The 20,624-nt window shown below is 58.7% G+C and carries 15 protein-coding genes; 10 read left to right on the top strand and 5 right to left on the bottom strand.

Annotation, left to right across the window (positions count from 1 at the left end; genetic code table 11):
- Positions 1–45 precede the first annotated feature (45 nt).
- From M9920_17030 to M9920_17020, 3 genes are all read left to right on the top strand, one after another.
- On the top strand, positions 46–1,512 hold the full coding sequence (locus tag M9920_17030) for a Gfo/Idh/MocA family oxidoreductase (GenBank protein MCO5053983.1): 1,467 nt from the start codon (positions 46–48) through the stop codon (positions 1,510–1,512).
- Between the two features lie 174 nt (positions 1,513–1,686).
- Positions 1,687–2,385 (top strand): cytidylate kinase-like family protein, encoded by a 699-nt coding sequence (locus tag M9920_17025; protein ID MCO5053982.1) that lies wholly within the window; start codon positions 1,687–1,689, stop codon positions 2,383–2,385.
- 58 nt (positions 2,386–2,443) lie between these two features.
- Entirely contained in the window at positions 2,444–3,925 is a 1,482-nt protein-coding gene (locus tag M9920_17020; protein ID MCO5053981.1) for an alpha-amylase family glycosyl hydrolase, read from the top strand.
- 62 nt (positions 3,926–3,987) lie between these two features.
- Here M9920_17020 and M9920_17015 read toward each other — a convergent pair whose 3' ends face one another.
- Positions 3,988–7,020 (bottom strand): hypothetical protein, encoded by a 3,033-nt coding sequence (locus M9920_17015; protein ID MCO5053980.1) that lies wholly within the window; start codon positions 7,018–7,020, stop codon positions 3,988–3,990.
- Between M9920_17015 and M9920_17010 the strand changes: the two genes are divergently transcribed.
- From M9920_17010 to M9920_17000, 3 genes are all read left to right on the top strand, one after another.
- A complete protein-coding gene (locus tag M9920_17010; protein ID MCO5053979.1) occupies positions 7,019–7,219 on the top strand; it encodes a hypothetical protein in 201 nt (66 codons plus the stop codon). The two genes, M9920_17015 and M9920_17010, sit on opposite strands and share 2 nt — an antisense overlap.
- A gap of 449 nt (positions 7,220–7,668) precedes the next feature.
- The gene (locus tag M9920_17005; GenBank protein MCO5053978.1) at positions 7,669–8,085 is read left to right on the top strand and encodes a hypothetical protein; all 417 of its coding nucleotides are present in this window, start codon (positions 7,669–7,671) and stop codon (positions 8,083–8,085) included.
- A 94-nt stretch (positions 8,086–8,179) separates the two neighbouring features.
- A complete protein-coding gene (locus tag M9920_17000; protein ID MCO5053977.1) occupies positions 8,180–8,383 on the top strand; it encodes a hypothetical protein in 204 nt (67 codons plus the stop codon).
- A 763-nt stretch (positions 8,384–9,146) separates the two neighbouring features.
- Here the strand turns inward: M9920_17000 and M9920_16995 are convergent.
- Positions 9,147–10,388: an IS110 family transposase gene (locus M9920_16995; protein ID MCO5053976.1), complete on the bottom strand. Its 1,242-nt coding sequence runs from the start codon at positions 10,386–10,388 to the stop codon at positions 9,147–9,149.
- Between the two features lie 454 nt (positions 10,389–10,842).
- Between M9920_16995 and M9920_16990 the strand changes: the two genes are divergently transcribed.
- Positions 10,843–11,223, top strand: a complete 381-nt coding sequence (locus M9920_16990) for a hypothetical protein (GenBank protein MCO5053975.1) — start codon at positions 10,843–10,845, stop codon at positions 11,221–11,223.
- Positions 11,224–11,262: 39 nt separating this feature from the next.
- Here the strand turns inward: M9920_16990 and M9920_16985 are convergent, their stop codons facing one another.
- Together M9920_16985 and M9920_16980 are read right to left on the bottom strand one after the other, a co-directional pair.
- On the bottom strand, positions 11,263–11,610 hold the full coding sequence (locus M9920_16985; GenBank protein ID MCO5053974.1) for a hypothetical protein: 348 nt from the start codon (positions 11,608–11,610) through the stop codon (positions 11,263–11,265).
- A gap of 115 nt (positions 11,611–11,725) precedes the next feature.
- Positions 11,726–12,841: a 1,4-beta-xylanase gene (locus M9920_16980; GenBank protein ID MCO5053973.1), complete on the bottom strand. Its 1,116-nt coding sequence runs from the start codon at positions 12,839–12,841 to the stop codon at positions 11,726–11,728.
- A gap of 225 nt (positions 12,842–13,066) precedes the next feature.
- On the opposite strand from M9920_16980, the gene M9920_16975 reads away from it, so the two are divergent.
- On the top strand, positions 13,067–15,277 hold the full coding sequence (locus M9920_16975; protein MCO5053972.1) for a sialate O-acetylesterase: 2,211 nt from the start codon (positions 13,067–13,069) through the stop codon (positions 15,275–15,277).
- A 320-nt stretch (positions 15,278–15,597) separates the two neighbouring features.
- Here the strand turns inward: M9920_16975 and M9920_16970 are convergent, their stop codons facing one another.
- On the bottom strand, positions 15,598–18,750 hold the full coding sequence (locus M9920_16970; GenBank protein ID MCO5053971.1) for a c-type cytochrome: 3,153 nt from the start codon (positions 18,748–18,750) through the stop codon (positions 15,598–15,600).
- Positions 18,751–18,881: 131 nt separating this feature from the next.
- Here M9920_16970 and trpS point away from each other — a divergent pair, with 131 nt between their 5' ends.
- Together trpS and M9920_16960 are read left to right on the top strand one after the other, a co-directional pair.
- A complete protein-coding gene (gene trpS / locus M9920_16965; GenBank protein MCO5053970.1) occupies positions 18,882–19,844 on the top strand; it encodes a tryptophan--tRNA ligase in 963 nt (320 codons plus the stop codon).
- Positions 19,845–20,062: 218 nt separating this feature from the next.
- On the top strand, positions 20,063–20,491 hold the full coding sequence (locus M9920_16960; GenBank protein MCO5053969.1) for a hypothetical protein: 429 nt from the start codon (positions 20,063–20,065) through the stop codon (positions 20,489–20,491).
- The last annotated feature ends 133 nt before the right edge of the window (positions 20,492–20,624 follow it).

The raw sequence follows: 20,624 nt of genomic DNA, 5'->3' as shown, positions 1-20,624 counted from the left end.
CGGCTCGGCTCATCAGCAGCGGGGCAAAGGCTGAAATGCGCGGTTATGGTTCGTCGAGCCCGCGTTGCGTTCGACGTGACCAATCTGCGCCGTGGAATGATGACGCGCATGAAAACCAATTCTGAGAAATCCAGTGCAACCGGAGTGACCCGGCGTGGTTTTATCAAACAAACCGGCACGGTGGTGGCGGCATCCGCTTTGGCGGGACTGACCCTGCCGCCGGTTCATGCCGTGGGGAATGATACGTTGCAGGTGGCTTTGGTGGGTTGCGGCGGGCGCGGCACGGACGCGGCGGGCAATGCTTTGTCCGTCAACGGCGGCGGCACCAAACTGGTGGCAATGGCCGATGTGTTTTCCGAACGGTTGGCGGCCAAGTTCGCCGCTTTGAAACAGCGGTTCACGGATCAGGTGGATGTTCCCGACAAACGACGCTTCCTGGGATTTAACGCCTATCGTGAAGCAATGGACTCCTTGCGGCCCGGCGATATTGTCATTCTGACCACGCCGCCCGCGTTTCGGTGGGTGCATTTCACCTACGCCATTGAAAAGGGCTTGAACGTGTTCATGGAGAAACCGGTGGCGGTGGACGGTCCGAGTGGGCGACGCATGTTCAAACTGGCGGAAGCGGCCAAGGCCAAAAACCTCAAGGTGGGCGTGGGCTTGAACTCGCGGCACGCCCGGAACATGCAGCAGTTGACCGAACGCATTCATGACGGCGCCATTGGCGAGATCATTTTGCAACGTGGCTATCGGATGCACGGGCCGGTGGCGTTTTTCGAATCGCTGCCCAAACCGGACAACATCAGTGAACTGCTCTATCAGATTCAACGCTTTCACAGTTTCATCTGGGCCAGCGGCGGCTGTTTCAGCGATTTCTACATTCATACCATTGACCATTTGAACTGGATGAAAAACGCCGTGCCAGTGCGGGCGCAGGCGCTGGGCGGTCGTCACTATAAACTCAGTCCGGAAGGTCTGCCCTATGTGGATCAAAATTTTGACACCTACTCGGTGGAATACACATACGCCGACGGCACAAAATTATATTTTGATGGCCGCTGCGTAACGGGCTGCCAGGACAATTTCTCCAGTTACATCCACGGTACGAAAGGCAGTGCCGTTGCGGCCAAGTTCGGGGATTGCGGCGGGCCGTCCAGTTTGTATAAGGGGCAAACGCCGAAAGGGGCCGAGCGCCTGTGGGTTTCCGAGGTGCCGCCGGGCGAGGAGAATCCCTATCAAAATGAGTGGAACGATTTGATGACCGCCATCCGGGCCGATCAACCATACAACGAAGTGGAGTATGGCGTGACCGCGAGCATTGTTTCCGCCATGGGCCGCATGGCGGCGCATACCGGTCAGGAGATCACGTTCGACGACATGTTGAATTGCGAACATGAAATGTCACCGGGCATTGACAAGTTCACCTATGACTCGCCCGCGCCAGTGCAGGCCGACGCGAACGGTCGGTACCCGGTTCCTGAACCCGGCATCAAAACCACGCGCGAGTATTAAGTCAGACCACTTTTACCAGCGCGGCCAGCGTCTCTAAACGAGTGCATAAGCGGGCCGTAAAATTGCCCGCGGACGGTGGACAGAGCGAAACGCGCCCCGTACATTGCGGCAGAAGACCGACTCGAAGTGACAACCGGGTCCTGCGGGAATCGGTCTTGATAACCGGAACGACTTATGAAGAACTTTGAAAGTCTCAGCAAGGCGCACTCGGTTCTCGATGCGTATTTTCACAAACGTCCCAAGTCCGAGACCCGTTCAAGCTCGGGGTTGCGAGCGATTACAATTTCCCGTCAGGTCGGCAGCGGCGCTTCGATGGTGGCGGAACATTTGACCAAATTGTTGGAGGCGCAAAAACCCGTCGCGCGACCGTGGGCGGTGTTTGATCGCAATTTGATCGCCCAAGTGTTGAAGGACCACAATCTACCCGAGCGGCTCGCGGCGTATTTGCCTGAAGATCGCGGTTCGGAAATTCACGACGCGGTGCGATCGCTCTTCGGGGTGCAACCTTCCACCTGGACGGTGGTGGAGCATACGGCGGAAACCATTTTGCGCCTGGTGCATCTGGGCAACGTGATCATTATCGGTCGCGGCGCGAACCGGATTGCCGCGGATATTCCCGGCGTTCTTCACGTTCGGCTGGTGGCGCCCCTCAAGCAACGCCTCGCGCACGCTCAGGAATTTTACCAAATAAGTGCGCCCGCCGCGCGGGAACTGGTGGCGCGGGAAGAGCGCGGTCGCGCCCGCTATTTCAAACGGTATTTCCACGCCAACGTTGATGATCCGCTGCTGTATCATCTCGTCATCAATACCGGTCTGGTTTCGTTCAAGCGCGCGGCGGAATTGATCGTGGCCGCAGCCGCGACGTCGCGGTAGCGCGCGACGGCTTTGCGATTGCGCCGCCAAACGAGCTTGTTATGGTGCCGGTGAGGTTATGCGACATCCGTTGCTGTATCAGATCAACACCCGTTGTTGGCTGCAAAATCTATCCCGGGTTGAGCGACGCCCCGTGACGTTGGCCAGCGTACCCGAAACAGAATTTCAATTTTGGCGGCAGTGCGGCTTCACGCACCTCTGGCTCATGGGCGTCTGGACCACGGGAAAGCGGGCGCGGGCCATTGCGCGGCAACATCCGGATTTGCGCGCGGAGTACGACCGGGTGCTGCCGGGTTGGACGGAGGCGGACGTGGCGGGTTCACCGTATTCCATTGCCGATTATTCCGTCCCGAAAGCGCTCGGTGGCGATGAAGCCTTGCGGGAATTCCGTCTCAAGTTGAATCGGATTGGAATCAAGCTCGTTCTGGATTTTGTTCCCAACCACTTGGGGGTGGATCATGCCTGGGTGAGCGAACGACCGGAGTTGTTCGTGTCCAGCCCGACCGCGACCCATGGCACTTTTACCGTCGAAACGAAAACCGGAGTGCGCTTCATCGCCAATGGCAAAGATCCTTATTTCGCGCCGTGGACGGACGTCGCGCAGCTGGATTATCGTCGCGCCGCCACGCGCCAGGCCGTGACCGAACAACTGCGGGAGGTCGCGCGGCGTTGCGATGGCGTTCGTTGCGACATGGCCATGCTGTTGTTGAATGAGGTCTTCGCAAAAACTTGGGCGCATCTGCCGGGGGCTGAACCGGCGCCGATGGAAGAGTTTTGGCCGACCGCCATTCCTGCCGTTAAATCGCAATTTCCAGAGTTCATTTTCATTGCCGAAGTCTATTGGGGATTGGAAGGCCGACTGCAGGCGCAGGGGTTTGATTACACCTACGACAAGGCGTTGTACGATGATTTGATCGGGCGCCAGCCGGTCGAGGCGCAGCGCAAATTGCTCGCGCATCCGTCCGGGTATGTGGAACACAGCGTTCACTTTCTCGAAAATCATGATGAGCCGCGCGTGGCGGCAAAACTGTCACCGGCAGAAAATCGCGCGTCGGCCCTGGCGGTGTTGGCTTTGCCGGGAATGTGTCTGCTGCATCAGGGCCAACTCAGCGGGGCAAAATTGAAACTGCCGGTGCAGTTGGGGCGCGCGCCCGTTGAGCCAGAGTCGGCGGAAATAAAAACCATTTATATGACGCTGCTGAACGCTCTGCCAAAAACCTTTATTGGTCAGGGTGCCGGCCAATTGCTGTCGCCCCGCGCCGCGTGGGAAGGAAATTTTTCTCACCAAGATTTCATTCTCGTGCTTTGGCCGGGAACGCAAAACCGATTTGATCTGGTGGTGGTCAATTTGAGTGCGAATCGCGGCCAGGCCTATGCGCCGCTGAATTTTCCAGCATTGGACGAATACGACTGGAGCTTGCGCGATTGGCTCGGCGCTGAAGTTTTTGAGCGCGTTGGCAGCGATCTCACACAATTCGGCTTGTATCTGGATGTCCCGGCGCACGCGGCGCAAATCTTTCGCTTCGAGCCGAAGCATTGAACGCCAGCACATTCGCATCCGTATCGTCCCGGCGGGCCGTCGGCGTCGCTCACCCGTTGGCGTTATCGCGAAGTTTCCGTCGCCGCGCCCGGCGGATGTGACCAGCGCAAACCGGGCCGTTTGCCTGCGGCAATGGCTTTCCAGTAATCCGCTTGGACGGCTTCGTAAATCCCAAACAAACCGCGCGCGTCACGGTCGCGATTCACGGAAATCCAGTAGTCCGGCGGTGCGGTCTGTTTCGGCCGCGCCAAAAATTCCGCGCCGCGTTTTCGGATGACTTGGGTCACCGGTCGGTCAGTGCCGTCGGGGTTGATGATGCCGTAATCGCTTTGCTCGTTCAGCCGATAGCCGCCCGGATACCACCAGTAGAAAATTCCATCCACATCGGATGCGTCCAGCAGCCGATAGAAATCGCTGAAATACTGCGCTTGGAAATTTTGTTGCGTCACGCCTGGTTGCATCAATTGGCGATCCCAAACCGAGTAACCCATCTCCGACCAGAAGATTGGTTTGCCGGGATCACAGAGCCGCGCGTAATCCGCAGTGAACCGGCCCGGCCTCACTTTTTCCCAATCGCCAATGCGCCCATACGCTTCCGGTTCCCAAAGGTCCACGGCGTCCCGCAAGCCGTAAAAATCATACGGAATAAAACCGTCCCAGTTGAAGGTGGGATCGCCGGCGTGTTGCATGCGGAAGCTGACGGAGTGATGTGGGTCAACGGATTGCACCAGACGCCGCGCCTCGGCGTACGCTGCGGCCACCTTTGCATCGAGGAATTGGCGGTAATCGGCAATGCAACGTCGCCACGGTCCATCCTGCGTGATCCAGTGTATCGGCGGAATAGCCCACGGGACGTTGGCCGGCGTTGCGTTGGTGAGTTGAGCGACAATACTCTCGCCCCAGGCCGTCACCAAATCGCGCCGCGACGCATAATGTTGTTGAATCCATTCGTTCCAGTTCGATAGGTAGGCGCGCACCTGGGCGTCGTGCGGTCCGTGGCTGGGTTCCCAGGCCAGATCGTAAGCGAAGACCGTGTCGTTTTGGGCAAGGCGCAAGGTTTGAATCATTTCGCGCATTTCACCCCAACGGAAATTCAACGGCGTGCCGGGCCGCAGCGAAAGATTCACTTTCAAGCCCAGCGTTTCACAGCGTCGGAGGAAATCCAACAGGTGTTGGGCGTCGAGGGATTGATGATAAATGAACACACTCACGGCGTTCAGGTTCATGCCTTTGACTCGTTCCAAGTCGCGTTGAATGACTTCCGGGTCATACGCGCCGCGCCCAACCCAATGCTCGAAGTGCCGCCAGTTCGCCAAGCCGAGACCGCTGGAGGGCATGTAATTTACGCCGTGCGCTTTCCACGGTTGGTTGCCGAGCCAGAAACCGCCGTTGCTCGCGACCATGAATTGCGGATGCGCCGCGGGCCGCCACACGTGAAGGGGATGTTCCAACCGATCCACCACCTGACCGTCAACGAGCAGTTCGCTGACGACTTGCCAGCCGTTGCGCGGCCATGATTCGGGCTGCCAGGGTTGGCTGAGCTGCGCTGTTTGATCCGGCGCGAGAACGGGACTGCCGCTGATGGTCAGTCCTTGGATCGGATTGCTCGCCTCGCGCGTGGACAGGCGCAACGTGAGATTTGTCGGAGTGGTGCGACCAAAGTTCACCGCGCGGAGCCCAATGGGCACCGTTTGGTCCGGGAACACCGTGAAAAATTCGGCACCGCCTTCGGTCAGGAACAATCCGCGGCGCATCCGCGACAAGGTTTGGCGCAAACAATTCCGCACCAACGGCTGCTGATAAAATTCCAATTCCGCCGGAGTGAACGCGGCCCAGACGCTGCCGCGATAGGGCGGTTGGGAGTGGATCAATAACGCCGCCATGGCCCCGCGATAATCGTGCGTGTCCGCGTCGCGCACCGCCAGCAGCGGCGCCCAACGATAGGCGCGCGCTTGATTGAAGCCCACTCCGCGCGGGCGGGGATGCAGTCCCAGCCATGTCGAATCTGGCGCTACGGGTAGTTTCACCAAGGCTGCGGGCGCGGTCGGATTCGAGAGATTGGCCGTCAACCATTCGAGTTGAACCGTGGGGTTTGAGCCGTGGTTGATGGGGAAGCATTGGTACGTCGGAGCTAAACTTTCCCAATGCGGCGGCTCAAAATTATCCGGTAAGGTTGCCGCCCCGAAGGGATTCGCCGCCGTGCCAATATCCGCGATCCAATACGCTTGCGCGCCGCTTTCCAGCGCGGTGTGCGAATAAGCCAATCCCACTACCAACCGCGCCACCTTCTCAACGCGCAACTGATCGTTCGTGCCAACGTGTTCGCCGGGCGGCCGCCACGCTTTGAAAGCTTCGGGAGGCAGCGCATACTGCTTCCATTCATCCGTCAGATTTACCGTGGCAATCCAGCGCGAACCGTCACGTTCAGTCCATTCCAATGCCAGTTGTTTGGTGTGCGCTGAACCTTTGGCGCGAAAGCAGGTCAACGAATGTCCCGCTGGAAATGGCTGTTGCCGCGTCGGACTCTGAAAGGTATCCCAGCCGGTGAATTTGCCGATGCTGGCGTGCAGCGCTTTTGTCCCGCCGACATCCACGATCTCATAATGGGCGGGGTTATCTGGATTATCCGCGGTGCGCCGCCAAGCATCGAGGTTGTCGGCCTCGAAATTGAACAGCCAATGCGTCGGGCGTTGCTCAGCGAGGGTGTGCTCATAATCGGCGCGGGAAATCCAGCGATCGTTGATTTGGAATTGCGGATTTTTCCAGGCTGGCAATCCGAGCGCTAGCAAGTCGCCGCCTTGTTTGAGGAAGTTCTCAATGGCGGGAGCCGCCTTTGCGGGCAAGGACTCCGCTTCGCACAACACCAGCAGATCAAACCGATTGCGGTTCAGTTGCGCCGGGTCAGCCAGTTGATTAACCGTAATGCGCTCCGCGGCATAACCTGCCGCCGCCACCTGTCCCGCAATTGCATCAATCAACGCTTCATTCTGGGTCAGATGCGGGTCGCTCAATAAGGCGGCGCGCGGGGTCGGGGCGGCCACCAAATTGAGCTGCGCTCCCAGGAGCGCGACACTGATGAGGAGAAATTTAATCATGTTATTTGCCGACCCGTTTCAACGTGCGGAAAAAGTTATTCCAACTTTGCCTGTGGTCGAACACCGCTATTACGGCGCAAAACGACAACCGATGCACGCAAAAACCTGCGCGGCAAACTTTTCTAAAGCGCTCGCTCCTTCCAGGGAAAATACAACCACGAAATACCCGAAATACGCGAACGGGAAGACAAAGGAATGATTGGCAAAGGAATGGGGAATGGGGGCGAATTACGAGGGATGATTTACGAAGGATGAGACGTGGGGTGGTGGGGCGCATTACCGGCTGATCCACTGCCAGTACGTCGCCTCCGTCCGCGAGGTTTTGGAGTGCGGCAGTCTTCTGCCGCTTTTCGGTCGCGGGCCGATGATTCCAGAGCGGCAGAAGACTGCCGCAGTCCAAGACGCGGCCGCGCCGGTGCTCGTCCCGAGTCAAGGGCGGTCGTCCGTTTGACCCCAACGCTTGGCTTGTGGTTGGAAGGCCCGCTGCGTCATGTCGGCGGTTATAGCAATACTTAAAATGCCCTAGCTTTGGGAAGTCACAGCTTGACAAGTGGTTTGGGCAACCTCAATTTACGGACACAATGATCACGCGACAAATAGGCCAGATGCAACTATCGCTCACTTAACTGTTATGCCACATCATGCGCCATGAATAGTTGGAACGCCTATTTATTCTTAGTCTGCATGATTGTAGTTACGGTCGGCTGCTCACGGCAACCGAGGGAAACAGAGTCGGATCTCCATAAAAGTGATGTGCTCAAAACTGCGTATCAAAATGGAAAGGCAGAAGCACAGAGAGACATAGCAGATGGGAAGTTGGTCTTGAAGACTTGGGGCATGCCAGTGCCGTGGATTGATGTATATCGCAGCAACCTTCTTAGCCGGCATCAGATTGTAATGCACCCAGTGGCTGGATGTTCTGTGACTGAGGCATTGATTGAGAGCGTCAAAGGTTATAACGAGGTTTCCAAGACTGAGATTGAGAAACGTATCGGCACAGGAGTGCTGGAGCGAGTTTTGGAGGAATCGAAGCTGTTATGGCTGCAAAGACAGACAAACAAATGAGGCTGTGACCTCCTGAGAAACTAGCTCTGTAAGTTCTTGGTTTTCATGGTTGGGGGACGAGTTGGTATTGGAGTGACGCGACAATGTTTTGGAGGTGAGCCAGTTTTCTGCCTTTCATTTTCGCTTCTTCTTTGGTGAAGACTTCCGGATTGAACGGCTGTTGGTATTTGAGCAGATGCCAGAGGATGCGGGCCAAATGAACTCGCTTGCTCCCGCTCGCTCGGCCCGGCGGACCTTCGGCTCGGCCGAATTTCTTTCGCGGCTTCCCAAGTCGCTCAAGTGTGCGCCATGGCGATGATGGCTTTGGGGTCGTGGCGCTGGCATGCCGCCAAACTGAGAGCGTGTCACCGGCCGTTCCTTTGAATGAGCCACATGACGCTGACAGTTAACTATGCGTCTGGGAATTGGGCAGGAGGCGCCCGTACGGATGCAGCTCGCTTCGTGTCGCGTTATGGAACGAACACTCCACCGAGCTCTGGGAAACCACAGCTTGACAGGTAATTTGGGCGGCCTCAGTTCGCTGGCGCAATGTTTGCTTGCACAATGATTTGATATGGCGACAAGCAAGCCAATGCAACTATCGCTCACATATGAGGATGTTGCCGCCTAACCATGCGCGAGCTCGGGCTTCGCGCCGCAGTTGCAATCGTAGCGCACCCTGCACCAGGTCGCTGAGCTTTTGTCGTTGATATGGCTTAATTCTGTCAAGCGCACAGTGCTGCTGCGCTCCGGAAAATCTTTGTTTTGCTTCCGGCATTTTCTTCACCGTCTTCTGGATCGGGTCGGAGACAGGAACGCTGGGCTTCCTGCGGTGATCAATGCTGAGATACGTGAGTCCACTCGCGCACAGCTCGCGCGGCACGCGAAGTTATCAACAGAACACGGTCCGACGCGACGGTTTGCTTAGTCTAGGCACGAGGATCGGATTGGTTACCGCCTCAAACGACCATCAAGCGTTTCGCCTGACCGGGTCCCTGTCTCCGGCACGATCAAGTCTGACAGGCGCTGGTTTTCATTCTTGGTCTTTTTATTAAAAGCGGTCTTGGTCTTGGCTCCCGCCCTCAGGCGGTCTGCTTCCCTTCACTCGTCAGCGCTCGCGGCGGGACCATCCGGCCAATCGCCCACACGAACCCCGCCAGTTCCCGCCCCAACGCCGCCGCCGCCACTGGGGATTTCTTGCGGCCCACGCCCGTCAGGTGTTTGTATCTTTGATGCAGCCGGGTCTGCGCCGCCCACGAAGCGTCGGTCACCGCTTTGGGCAATCCGGCCTGCCGCGCCAGCACCGTGCGGCTCATGCGCGGGGCGCGGCTGTTGTTCCACGCCGCTTCGATCATCGCCTTGCGCGCCATCCCGTTGCCCAGCTTGGTGATCCCGCCTTGCTGGCGCGTTGGCCCACTGGTGTGTTCGCTCGGGCACAACCCCAGGTAACTCATCAACTGCGGCGCGGTATCAAACCGGTGCAGGTCGCCCAACTCCGCCACCAGCGTCGCCCCCGTCAACGCCGCCACCCCGCGCAGACTCAGCAACGCTTTGACCACCGGCTGCCACCGCCACGTCTCCACCACGCTGGCGATCTGCTTCTCATACCGTTCCAAGCGTTCGCCCGCCTCCGTGATCACGTGGACCAGCTCTTGAAACACCCATTGCTGCTCCGCATACGGCAGCTTCACCGTCGCCAGATAGTTCCGATGCTTCTGTGTCCACGGCTTGGTCCCGGCGTAGCGGATATTTTGCCGCAGCAAAAACATCTTGAGCTGCTGCCGCGCGCGGTGTTGTTGCTTGCTGACCTGGTAACGGGCGCGGATCAAGTCCCGCACCGCCTCGTCCTGCGGATCGGGCACGTAGATGCCCGTGAGTTCGCCCGCGCGGAACAACCGCGCCAGTTGATCCGCATCCCGTCGGTCCGTCTTCACGCGGTCGCCCGGCGCGCGGGGAATCTTCGACGGCGCCACGATGAGGCATTCGCACCCGTGACTGCGGATGAACCGGCACAACGGATACCCGCGCGGCCCGGCCTCGTAACAACACTGCAACGCCACGCCTGGATGCGCGGCTTTCAACTTCAGAAGCAGCTTGCGCACGTCGTCATGCGTCCCGCCGATGATGCCGTAACGCCGCACCTCGGGGCTGTCGGACGGCGCGATGGAAACGGCGATGCTGTCGTTGTGCACGTCCAGACCGACGAACAACGTCGGTCCGGGCGGGGTGATGGGTTGGGGCGGGGGCGGGAGTGCGACCCGCGGCGCGCGCGCTGGTTTTTGCGGCTCGACACGGTTGGGGTCGCGGAGTATGTAGGTCTTCATGGTGTTTGCTCTTGCGGTCATCATTGTTGTCTGGGGCGCAAGTCCCACAACTTGTGGCTCGGCGCCGCTCACGCGGCGTAACCCACGCTCATCCCGGAGAGCAGACACCGCTTCCGCTCCCAGCAAAAGCCATACTGACTAGACGGCAATGCCCATGACCACGCGATTGCTCATCCTGCTTCTGATTTGCTGTTGGCGAACCTGCCTTATCGGTTCTCCGGCAGATGACCTTGGTTCTCCGTCTCAAGAGGTCAGGGATGCCGCAGCCAAGATATTGCGCTCCAGTTACACTGCGCCCTCGCGCACGAATTGGGAGGCAGTTGTCAGCTCCATCACCAACGGTATGACAAAGACGAACCTGCTAGAGTTGCTTTCGCCATACCATGTGACTCCTATGTGGGGGATGGGTTCAGGAGGTTCTCACAGTCAGTCATATCGTCTTGATGATGCGTGGATGCTGACTTGCTGGTTTCGCAACAAAGGAGACATTCTATTCGAGCGCACACTTTCACCAAGCCTCCGCAATGTCTGGGTCGCACCGCCCACAAATTTCGCTGGCATTTGGATTACGTATTTCGTCAATGGACAGAAGAGCCACCAGATTCATTACGACGACGGGAAGTATCACGGCGAGTTTATCGCCTACAGCCCCGATGGCTCGAAGTGCTATGTCCAGCATTATGACCACCACGTTGCCGAGGGGGCGGACACAGGTTACTTCGCGTCGGGTCGCACGAATTATTACGGCGTTTACAAGGGCGGCAAGCAGGTCGGGACATGGACTTGGTATAATGAGGACGGCTCAGTGAAGTCCACACAAGACCACTCGAAATGACGAAAATGCCGTCTCCTCCTGATAAGCTGATGGGTTAAGTCATTGGGCGGGAACGAGCCTGAGGCCGAGGGCGGTGGCGGTATGGTGCAGGCGGGCCAGTTTCTTGCGCTGCATTCTTTCCTCCTCCTTTTGGAAGACCTCCGGGTTGAAGGCTTCCCGATATTTGCACAGGTGCCACAGGATGCGCGCCAACTTATGCGCCATGGCCGTGATCGCCTTGGGCGTCCCGAGCCGCGCCTTCCAACGCCGGTAGAGGTCGCCAAAATAGTTTTGCGCCTGGTTCAGCGCCTGCGCCGCCAGGCGCAGGGCCGTGGCCGCCCGGCTCTGCACGTCGCGCGTGTGCGAACTCATGATCTTGCCGCCGGTGATCCGGTTGTCGGGACACAACCCCAGCCAACTCCCAAAATGTTTGGCTGGTGGGGCTCAGCTTTTGTCTGCTGGACCGGATCAGTGGCGCCGGTGGGCGTGGACAAAGCTTGGCGCAGTCATTCGTCCGCGCTGATTACCGCTGCGCTTGGGTTACGGACTTGATGTAATCCGTTTCCTTCGGATCGTAGGGCGAGCCGTCCCGACGCAGGATGTCGTGAAACCACGGCTGAGGTTCGCTGGTGTAAGTTTTGTCCCACGAGTTCCACGGATAAATCGTCTGCGTTTTGCCATCCACAAAACCCCAGCAATACGCGCCCACATTTTGGGCACGAAAATAACCCAGCACCGGATCAAACGTGCTGCCCTGGCCGCGCGCCATGTATTCGGTGCAGAGCAGGGGACGATTGTAGCGACGCAGGTTTTGCACGCATTTCTGCGCGCCGGGGAGCGAATCGTAAGTGTGGAAACTAATGACATCGGATTCCTCCACCTGCACCCACTCGGTGGCGGAGAGCCGGTTCGGGTCGCTCCAATGCCCGATCCACACGCCGGAAGTCAGCGGTTGCGTGGGTTCCATTTCGCGCGCCCAGGTGAAGGTTTTGCGCAACAGCAGCGTGGCCAGGGCCACTTTGTTGGAGAGCAATTGACCGCGGTATTGGGGCACGAGATTGTCCGGCTCATTGAACAAATCCCAAACTTGCACGCGCCGATCTTTACCGAAGCGTTTGATGACTCCCTGCACGTAATCTTTCAATTCATCCTGCCGCGCCGGGTCTTGCAAAATGTCCTGTCCGGGACTTTGCACCCAGCCGGAATTATGCACGTGTGGTCGGGGTGCGCGTTGCGGTCCGGCGTGCGGATACGGATCCCACACGCTGTCGAAGAAGACAAACATCACGCCGATCTGATGCCGGCGCGCCATTGTCAGGAATTGATCCATGCGTTTGAGCAAACCGGCGCGGTCGTTTTTCCAAACCAGATCGTGCAGAAACACCCGCACGCTGGTGAAGCCCAGGTCGTGCGCCCAGCGCAGTTCCCGATCAATGGTTTGCGGATCCCAGGTTTCAGCCTGCCACATTTCCAGTTGGTTGATGGCGGTGCTGGGCGTGAAATTGCAACCCACCAGCCAGGGTTGTTTGGCATACCAGGCGTTCGCTTTCGCTTCGGACCACCGCGCCACCGGCGTGGCATTTACGGAGAGAAAATTTTGACCGCTAAGCAGCGCGGCACAAATGATGGCGATTCTCATAAGACTGATGGGGAGCGTAGAAAACCGGGAATAGTTTGTCAGCCTCTCTTTTGAACACTTGCGAACGCGCTCGCGGTTCGAGACGCGTGCCGTAAACGAGAGAACGGCGCCGTGAGGCGACTGGCAACAAACTATGGAGTCGTCCGAGTTCGCTTCGACAAACAGAAGTGCTTTTCATCGCGGAGCGCATTGCGTTAGAATCCGCCCGTGCCGGATTTATCACTTATGAAAAGACATTCAAAATTTTCCTTTTGGCGACGTCGCTTTTCCTGGTTGGGCTTGCTGGTTGGATTGAGTTTTTCGGCGTCCGCCGCGGTGCGTCTGCCGAATGTTTTCAGTGACCACATGGTGTTGCAGCGGGGCCAGCCGATCAATGTTTGGGGCTGGGCCGCTCCCGGCGAATCCATCTCCGTCCAACTCGACGGGCAGGTGGTGAAAGCAACGGCCAACGCGCAGGGCGAATGGAAGGTGGCGCTGCCCGCGAGGTCGGCGGGCGGTCCGTTCAAACTGGTGGTGCAGGGGAGCGACCAGATTGAATTTGATGACGTGTTGGTGGGGGAAGTCTGGCTTTGCTCGGGGCAATCCAACATGGAAATGGGCATCGCCATGTGCGAGGGCGCGGACGCCGCCATCGCGGCGGCGAACCTGCCGCGATTGCGCTTGCTGATGGTGCCGAATCGCTGGACGCCGCTGCCGCAAACCAACATTGACGCGGCCTGGAAGGTTTGCACGCCGGAGACGATCAAGGAAGGCGGCTGGGGCGGTTTTTCCGCGGCCGCATTTTATTTCGGGCGCAAACTGCAGGAGGAACTGCAGGTGCCGATTGGATTGATTGATTCAACCTGGGGCGGTACGCGCATTGAATCGTGGACGCCGCCGGAAGGTTTCGCCGCCGTGCCCGCGTTACGCGAGGACTACGGCAAAGTGTTGCTGGCTGATCCGACCAGCGTTGAACACGAACGTCAATTGAAAGACTTTTTGCAAACCACCGAGCGCTGGGTGACGGATGCGCGTGGCGCGTTGGCACAACGCGGCATCGGTCCGACCATGCCCACATTTCCGCCGGACTTGTTGCCGCCGCATGATGTGCAACAGGCGACCGCGTTGTTCAATGGAATGATTGCTCCGATCTGCCCGTTCACCATCGCGGGAGCGATCTGGTATCAGGGCGAGAGCAATCTGAGTGAGGGTATGAAATACGCCGACCGGATGCGCGCGTTGATCCGCGGGTGGCGGCAGATTTGGGGCGGGGGCGAGTTTCCGTTCAACTTCGTGCAAATCGCCCCGTTCAATTACGGCGGGCGGCCCGAGGTGGAAGCGGAATTGTGGGAGGCGCAAAGCGCTTCGGTTTCCGAACCGAACACCGGCATGGCGGTCATCAACGACATCGGCAATTTGCACGACATTCATCCCACGGATAAAACGACCGTCGGCGATCGGCTCGCCCGGATCGCGCTGGCCAGAACCTACGGTCAATCAAACCTCGAATACTCCGGACCGGTCTTTCGGGCGCTCAAACTGGAGGGAAATCGGTTGCGGGTGACGTTTGATCATGCCGCCGGATTGACCAGTCGCGACGGCCAGCCGCTGACGTGGTTTGAAGTGATTGACGCTGACCAAGGCGGCTTCGTCAAGGCGGAGGCCAAGCTCGAGGGCGATGCGGTGGTATTGAGCGCGGCGACGGCGCCGCATCCGGTGGCCATGCGTTTTGCCTGGAGTATGTTGGCCGAACCCAATTTGATGAACGGCGCGGGCCTGCCGGCGAGCGCGTTTCGCGCGGGTAACGTGCCGGATCGCGACGCGCTGGAAATGTATGTTCCCGAAGCCAAGGAGTACCAGCTCGTGTATGATCTCGATCTCAACAAGCTCGGTCGCCAGATCAACTACACCGTGGATCGGAGCGATTCGATCAAGAAACCGTTCGATCGCATCGCCTATTTCCTGGAACTCGAACCCAAAAACGGTCCGTCCCAATACGTTTATGTTTCCGTGAAAGCCTTCACGAGCGACTTGAAAAAGATTGGCGTGCCGACCACATCCAGCGGCGCGCGGTTTCAACAGAACGTCGAGGATATGAACGTGGTTTCCGACGTTAAACGCGTCGCCACGGGCGTTGGTCTCACGGGTGGCAACCTCGAGTTCTGGTCGAGCAACTACGGTCAGAACAATTCAGCCAGTGTGCCGGGCGCGTCCTCGCAGACGTACGACTTCGGTGATGATCCGGCAGGAGAACCTGATGGTTACGGCAGCATGCAGATTCACAATCACGACAAGCGCCAGACGCTCTTCGCGGTCAACAACTGGAACGCTGGTGAAGCCGCCGATATCGGCATCGGCAATCAAGGCAGTGGAAATCCTGATTGGACGTTTGCCCGCAACGCGCAGAATTACACCACCAAACGGCTGCGGGTGCTGGTGCGCTTGAGCGGGAATTGACTCGGATCGCGCCGTTTGCCGGCTATACTGGTTTAATTAAAGTTGTAGCCGTCGAAGCAGAGCGGGCGCGCCTCAATGCAGGCTGGGTGCAAATGGATGAGTATTGGCTCTATCCGCGAGGTTTTGGACTGCGGCAGTCCGCTGCCGCTCTTCCGCCGCGTGCCTGCAATTCAAAAGCGGCAGAGGGCTGCCGCAGTCCAAGACGCTACCGCGACGGGTGCTCGTCCCGAACCAATGGTCGTCGTCAATTTGACACCGGTGCTTGGCTTGAAGTCGGGCATCCGCCCTCACATTGTCGGCTATAGGAATGCTTAAAACGCCTAGTTCGGACCGGACTTGGCGTTTTTCAGGAACGCAATGAGATCCGCCAGTTCCTGTTCGGATAACTGTTGTTCCAACCCGGAAGGCATCACACTCACGCGACCCGGTCGCATTTCTTCAATATCGGCGCGGGGGATCCGCGCTTCCGTGGTTGCACCCGTCGCCAGAATCACTTCGTCCGCGGCGTCCTTGCGCAAGACGCCACTGAACAGGTCGTCGGTCTTGGTCGTAACGATCAACGGTTCGTAGCTGCGCACGAAACTGGCGCTGGGATAGATGATCGCCTCAAGCAAATCGCGTTTGGTGCGGGTCGGGCCAATGGCCGTTAAATCCGGACCGACGCTGCCGCCGAGATAGCCCATGCGATGACAGGTCACGCAGGCAACTTTGGGATTGTTGAACACGAGCTGACCGCGTCGCACGTCGCCTTCCGGCAGGGAAGTCAGCAAGGATTCCAAATGGTTTTTCTGCTGTTCCGCATCCGCATCCAAGAGGGTCAACAATGCGTCGGCTTGTTGTTGCACGGAAGCCGGGTATTTCGCCGCCACCGTTTTCAGAACCTCCGGTTGCACGCCTGTGAGTCCGGGCGATTCCTTGAGCGCCGCCATCAAGCGCAAACCAATCGTCGCCTCGGGCTGCTGCGCAAAAAGCGGAAGCAGCCGCGCCACTTCCATCGGCCCGGAAGTTTTCAGCGTGTCGGCGAGCATTTGCCGTTGCGCGGGATTCAGCCGGGCGGCGAGCAACACGCCGGTGGCGGCAGAACGAACGGTGACCGGCTGGTTGGGGGCGAGGTTGGCGATCAGGAACGGAAACAAATCGGAATCCACCGCGGCGAGACCTTGCGGCAAGGCGGCGAGGGCATCCAAACGCTCATCCGCCGGGCGCGTCGCGTCCTGCGCGATTTGCATCAGTTCCCTGGTAAAGGTCGGCGCGTTGTTTTTCGCGCGCCCCAAGGCGTTGGCGGCGGCAATCGCCGTATGAGTCAACGTGGCATGGGGTTGAACGAGAGCCGCGCGCACCGCATCGGCCCAGCCAACGGGCGGTTCTTTCAATCCGGGTTGCGCCATCAACCGCAACAGCATGGCGGCGGTGGCCGGGTTCGCGCTTTGCGTTGGCCACGACCGAGCCAAGACCGCCTGCACCGCTTCGCTGCCGATGAATTGCGTCAGTTGCTTTTCCAACTCCGCCCGCTCGTTTTCAGTCAGACCGCCGGCGGCAATGCGTTCGCGGAAAAAGTCGGCGAGGGCGTTGCCCCAATCGGGATGATGCCCGGCCACCCACGCCGCCGTTTGGCGCAACTCCGCTTCAGTGCGGCTGAGGAACGGCAACACGTCGGCTGGTTGCAAGTCGCCGGCGGGCATTTGATCCAGCGCCATCAGCGCGATGCGTTGTTGATGGGCCGCTTTCAAACCGGCGCGGGTGAGCGCGGGCGCGTTCAACTCAATCAGCGCGTAAATGATGGAGTGTTCGAGAAACCGATCGGACTGAAGACTGGAAGCCATTTTCAACAAACGCGGAACGGCAAACGCCGGATTTCCGAGTCGCCCCAGCGTCTCTGCGGCTTGTCGCTGAAGCACCGGATTGCGACTGGTCAAGACGTGCTCCCAAGCGGCGTTCCCGGCGGGCGTCGTTGGGATCGCCGTCGCCTCGCGCCAGACGCCGATGGAGTCGAGCATCACTTTGAGCAGTTCATCGGATGACAATCCGGGAGACGTTTGGCTTTCGAGGAACGCGGTGTTGATGGCGTGGCGGGCGGCGGGCGCTTCAATCCGCGTCAACGTCCAGATGATGTTACGCGCCAACGTCGCGTCCGTGGTTTGGTGCAAAACGCTTTGCAGGGCATCCACCGATTCCGCGCCCCGTTGGGCCAGCGTTTGCGTGGCACGCTCCACCACAGCGGGCTGGTCGGAAGTCAGACGCCGGATCAGTTCCGACGCGGTTGCGCCGTTCCAAACCAGCTTCACGCCGCGCGGGTCCGCAGGCCGAGGCACGCCTTTGCGTCGGATGCGATAAATCGTTCCCAACACATCCGGCTTGGCCAGTTGCGACGTGGGACAACAAAGTTTGTACCAAGCGCCCGTGTCGAACACGAGCAGGCTGCCGTCGGCGTCTTCGATGACATCGGTCGGATGAAAATCCGGATTGTCTGAAACGAGAAAATCGCTGTCCACCGTTTTGAAGGTCGCTCCGTCAGGAACGAGCACGTGCCGCGAGACTTTGTGCAGGTTGAACTGACAGCAAAACACGTTGCCCCGATATTCGGCGCCGAGGTGGGTGGACTTGTAAACGACGACCGAGCAGGGGGCGGCTGGGCCCATGTGCGTGAGTATCGGCATCAATTCGCCGGTGCGCGGGTGGCCATCCAACACGTCGTGTAATTTGCCCCAGACCCCGCCGTAAACGGCGTGGATCATTCCGTCGCGATGGCCCGGTTCGTTCGGGGCAAAAAAAGTGCCGCATAAAATCCGCTCGCCGCTGGGCGTCCAGGCCAGCCACACCGGATTATCGTTGCCCGCAGTGATCACTGGCTCAAACCTACCGTGATCCGCTCGCGCGCGGAAGAGGTGCGGCGCGCGACTGGTCCACGGTTGGCCGTTGATCTCGTAGGTTTGTTCGGCGAACGCGCCTTTGCACCAGTACAGCCAGCCATCCGGCCCCAGAAACGGTCCGTGCAGATCGTTGGCGCAACCGGTGAGCGTCTGGCCATCGTGCCAGATCTCGCGCCGGTCCGCGACGCCATCCCCGTCCGTATCGGTGAATTTCCACAGGTATGGCGGCGCGGATACATAAACCGAGCCGTCGTAATAAAGGCAGCCTTCAGGGAACATGACCTTTTCCGCATAAACGACGGATTGATCGAATTTGCCGTCGCCATCCGTGTCTTCCAAACGTACGATGCGATGCGTCGGGTCGTTGGTTTGTTGGGCAGGAGTGAGATTTGATCCCGAGGAATCAGTGACGTAAAGGCGGCCCAGTTCGTCGAACGAACCGGACACCGGACGCGGCGCCAAATCCGTTCCCGCAACCACCTCCACCTCGAACCCGTCTGGTACGGTCAGCGTCTGCGTGGCGAACTTGAATTCGGCCGCGAACGCGAAATTGAGGAAAGCGATGGTGAGGAGTCCGGTTAGACAATAAGCGCGCTTTTTCATGGAGCGAATGGCCACGAGTAAAGCGCAGCCGCGCCAATTTGCAAGCGAGGATTCTCGGCGCGCCGATTCGGGGTTCGTGGGACGTGATTCTTTTCTTTCTGAATCCGCGCGTTTCCGCTTAATTTGAATCCATGCGAATTTTGTCAGGCATTCAGCCGTCGGGCACGTTGCACCTCGGCAATTACTTTGGAATGATGCGCCCCGCCATCGCGCTGCAAGAGCAGGGGGAAGCTTTTTATTTCATCGCCAATTACCATTCGATGACCTCGTTGTTCGACGCCGCTGAGCGGCGTAAGAACACGCTGGATGTCGCTCTGGATTTTCTCGCCTGCGGACTCGACCCGCAACGGACCGTCTTCTTCAGACAATCCGACGTGCCCGAAGTGTGCGAACTGGCGTGGATTCTTTCCACGCTCACGCCGATGGGTTTGTTGGAACGCGCCCATTCCTTCAAGGACAAGTCCGCGAAGGGCATTCCCATCAATCATGGTTTGTTCGCGTATCCGGTGCTGATGGCGGCGGATATTTTGATTTATGACTCGAACCTCGTGCCTGTCGGTCAGGACCAGAAGCAGCACGTCGAGATGACGCGCGACATCGCCATCAAGTTTAACGAAGCCTACGGCGAAACGTTCGTGATTCCCGAGTCGCGCATCAAGGCGGACACCGCCAAAGTGCCGGGTGTGGATGGCGAAAAAATGTCCAAGAGTTACAACAACACCATCGAGATTTTCGGCGACGAAAAAGCGCTCCGCAAAAAAGTCATGTCGCTCAAGATGGATAGTCGCGCGCCCGCCGAACCGAAGCCGGACGCGGAACAAAATCTTGCGATCCAATTGCTCAAGGTAATTGATGCGGATATCGGCAAGGAGTGGGAGGAGAAATTGCGCGCCGGCGGCCTGGGCTACGGTGATCTGAAGAAGAAGCTGTTCGAGGTTTATTGGGAACACTTCGCGACGGCGCGGGCCAGGCGCGCGGAATTGGTCGCGAATTTGGATTACGTGAATCAGGTTTTGGCGGACGGCGCAGCCAAAGCGCGTGCCAAGGCGACCGAAGTGCTCCATCGCGCCCGGAAGGCGAGCGGGTTGGAATAGGTTTGGCGGATTTCCGGTTTCATTAGCGCGGGACGAAGCCGCAAGGGATTGAGCCGCTTTAGCGACTTTTCGTCCGGGAGAGCAAAACGGTTGAAACCGTTTTCCCGCCGTCGCGCCAGCCTCACCGGACTAAAGCCTGGTGCTAATGAGAGGATTGCGCGTCAGTCTTGCGTGGACGATAACCGCCCTTGCATAAACCGGGAAGCCGGGCTTAATTTATGAGCGATGAAACTGAGATTGGATCTGCTGGAGCACCTGACGGACGAGGACATCCTCGAGGAGGTGCTGGCGAGCAATCACCGTTACAAGCCCGAGCCGCTTTTCTCAAAAACCGGAGTTGGGAGCTTGTCATCGGCCTCAACCGAGGAGCGTGCGCAAGAGGAGGCGCGCAGCACGGCGTTAATCGAGAGACTCAAGCAACGTGCCGCGGCGAGTGGGAACAAAAACAGCGCGAAATCCTCTCTCTCGACGAAACCATAGAATTTCTGCGGCACTGCCATCGCAGCGCGCCGTTCCTCTTCTTCAACGGCAACACTTTTGCCGACGTTGCCCGCCAAATCACCGCCGCGCTTTTACTTGAACCGTTTGTTTTCAATCACCGTCAGCCGTGCATCAAACTTCCAGCGACCCAAACCTCCAGCTTGTGAAAAAATAACTTGGGGGGCGGGCAAATTGGCGGCAACGGGCACGCTTACCAAACCTACTGGATATTGCATCGCGCACTGCGTGATGATTGGGTAATTCGGGCCGGGAGACGGCGAAGATTTGAGGAATGGGGAC

The sequence above is a fragment of the Verrucomicrobiia bacterium genome (assembly GCA_023953615.1).
Lineage (GTDB): Bacteria > Verrucomicrobiota > Verrucomicrobiia > Limisphaerales > JADLHS01 > JADLHS01.
This window is presented reverse-complemented; position numbering and strand designations above follow the sequence as displayed.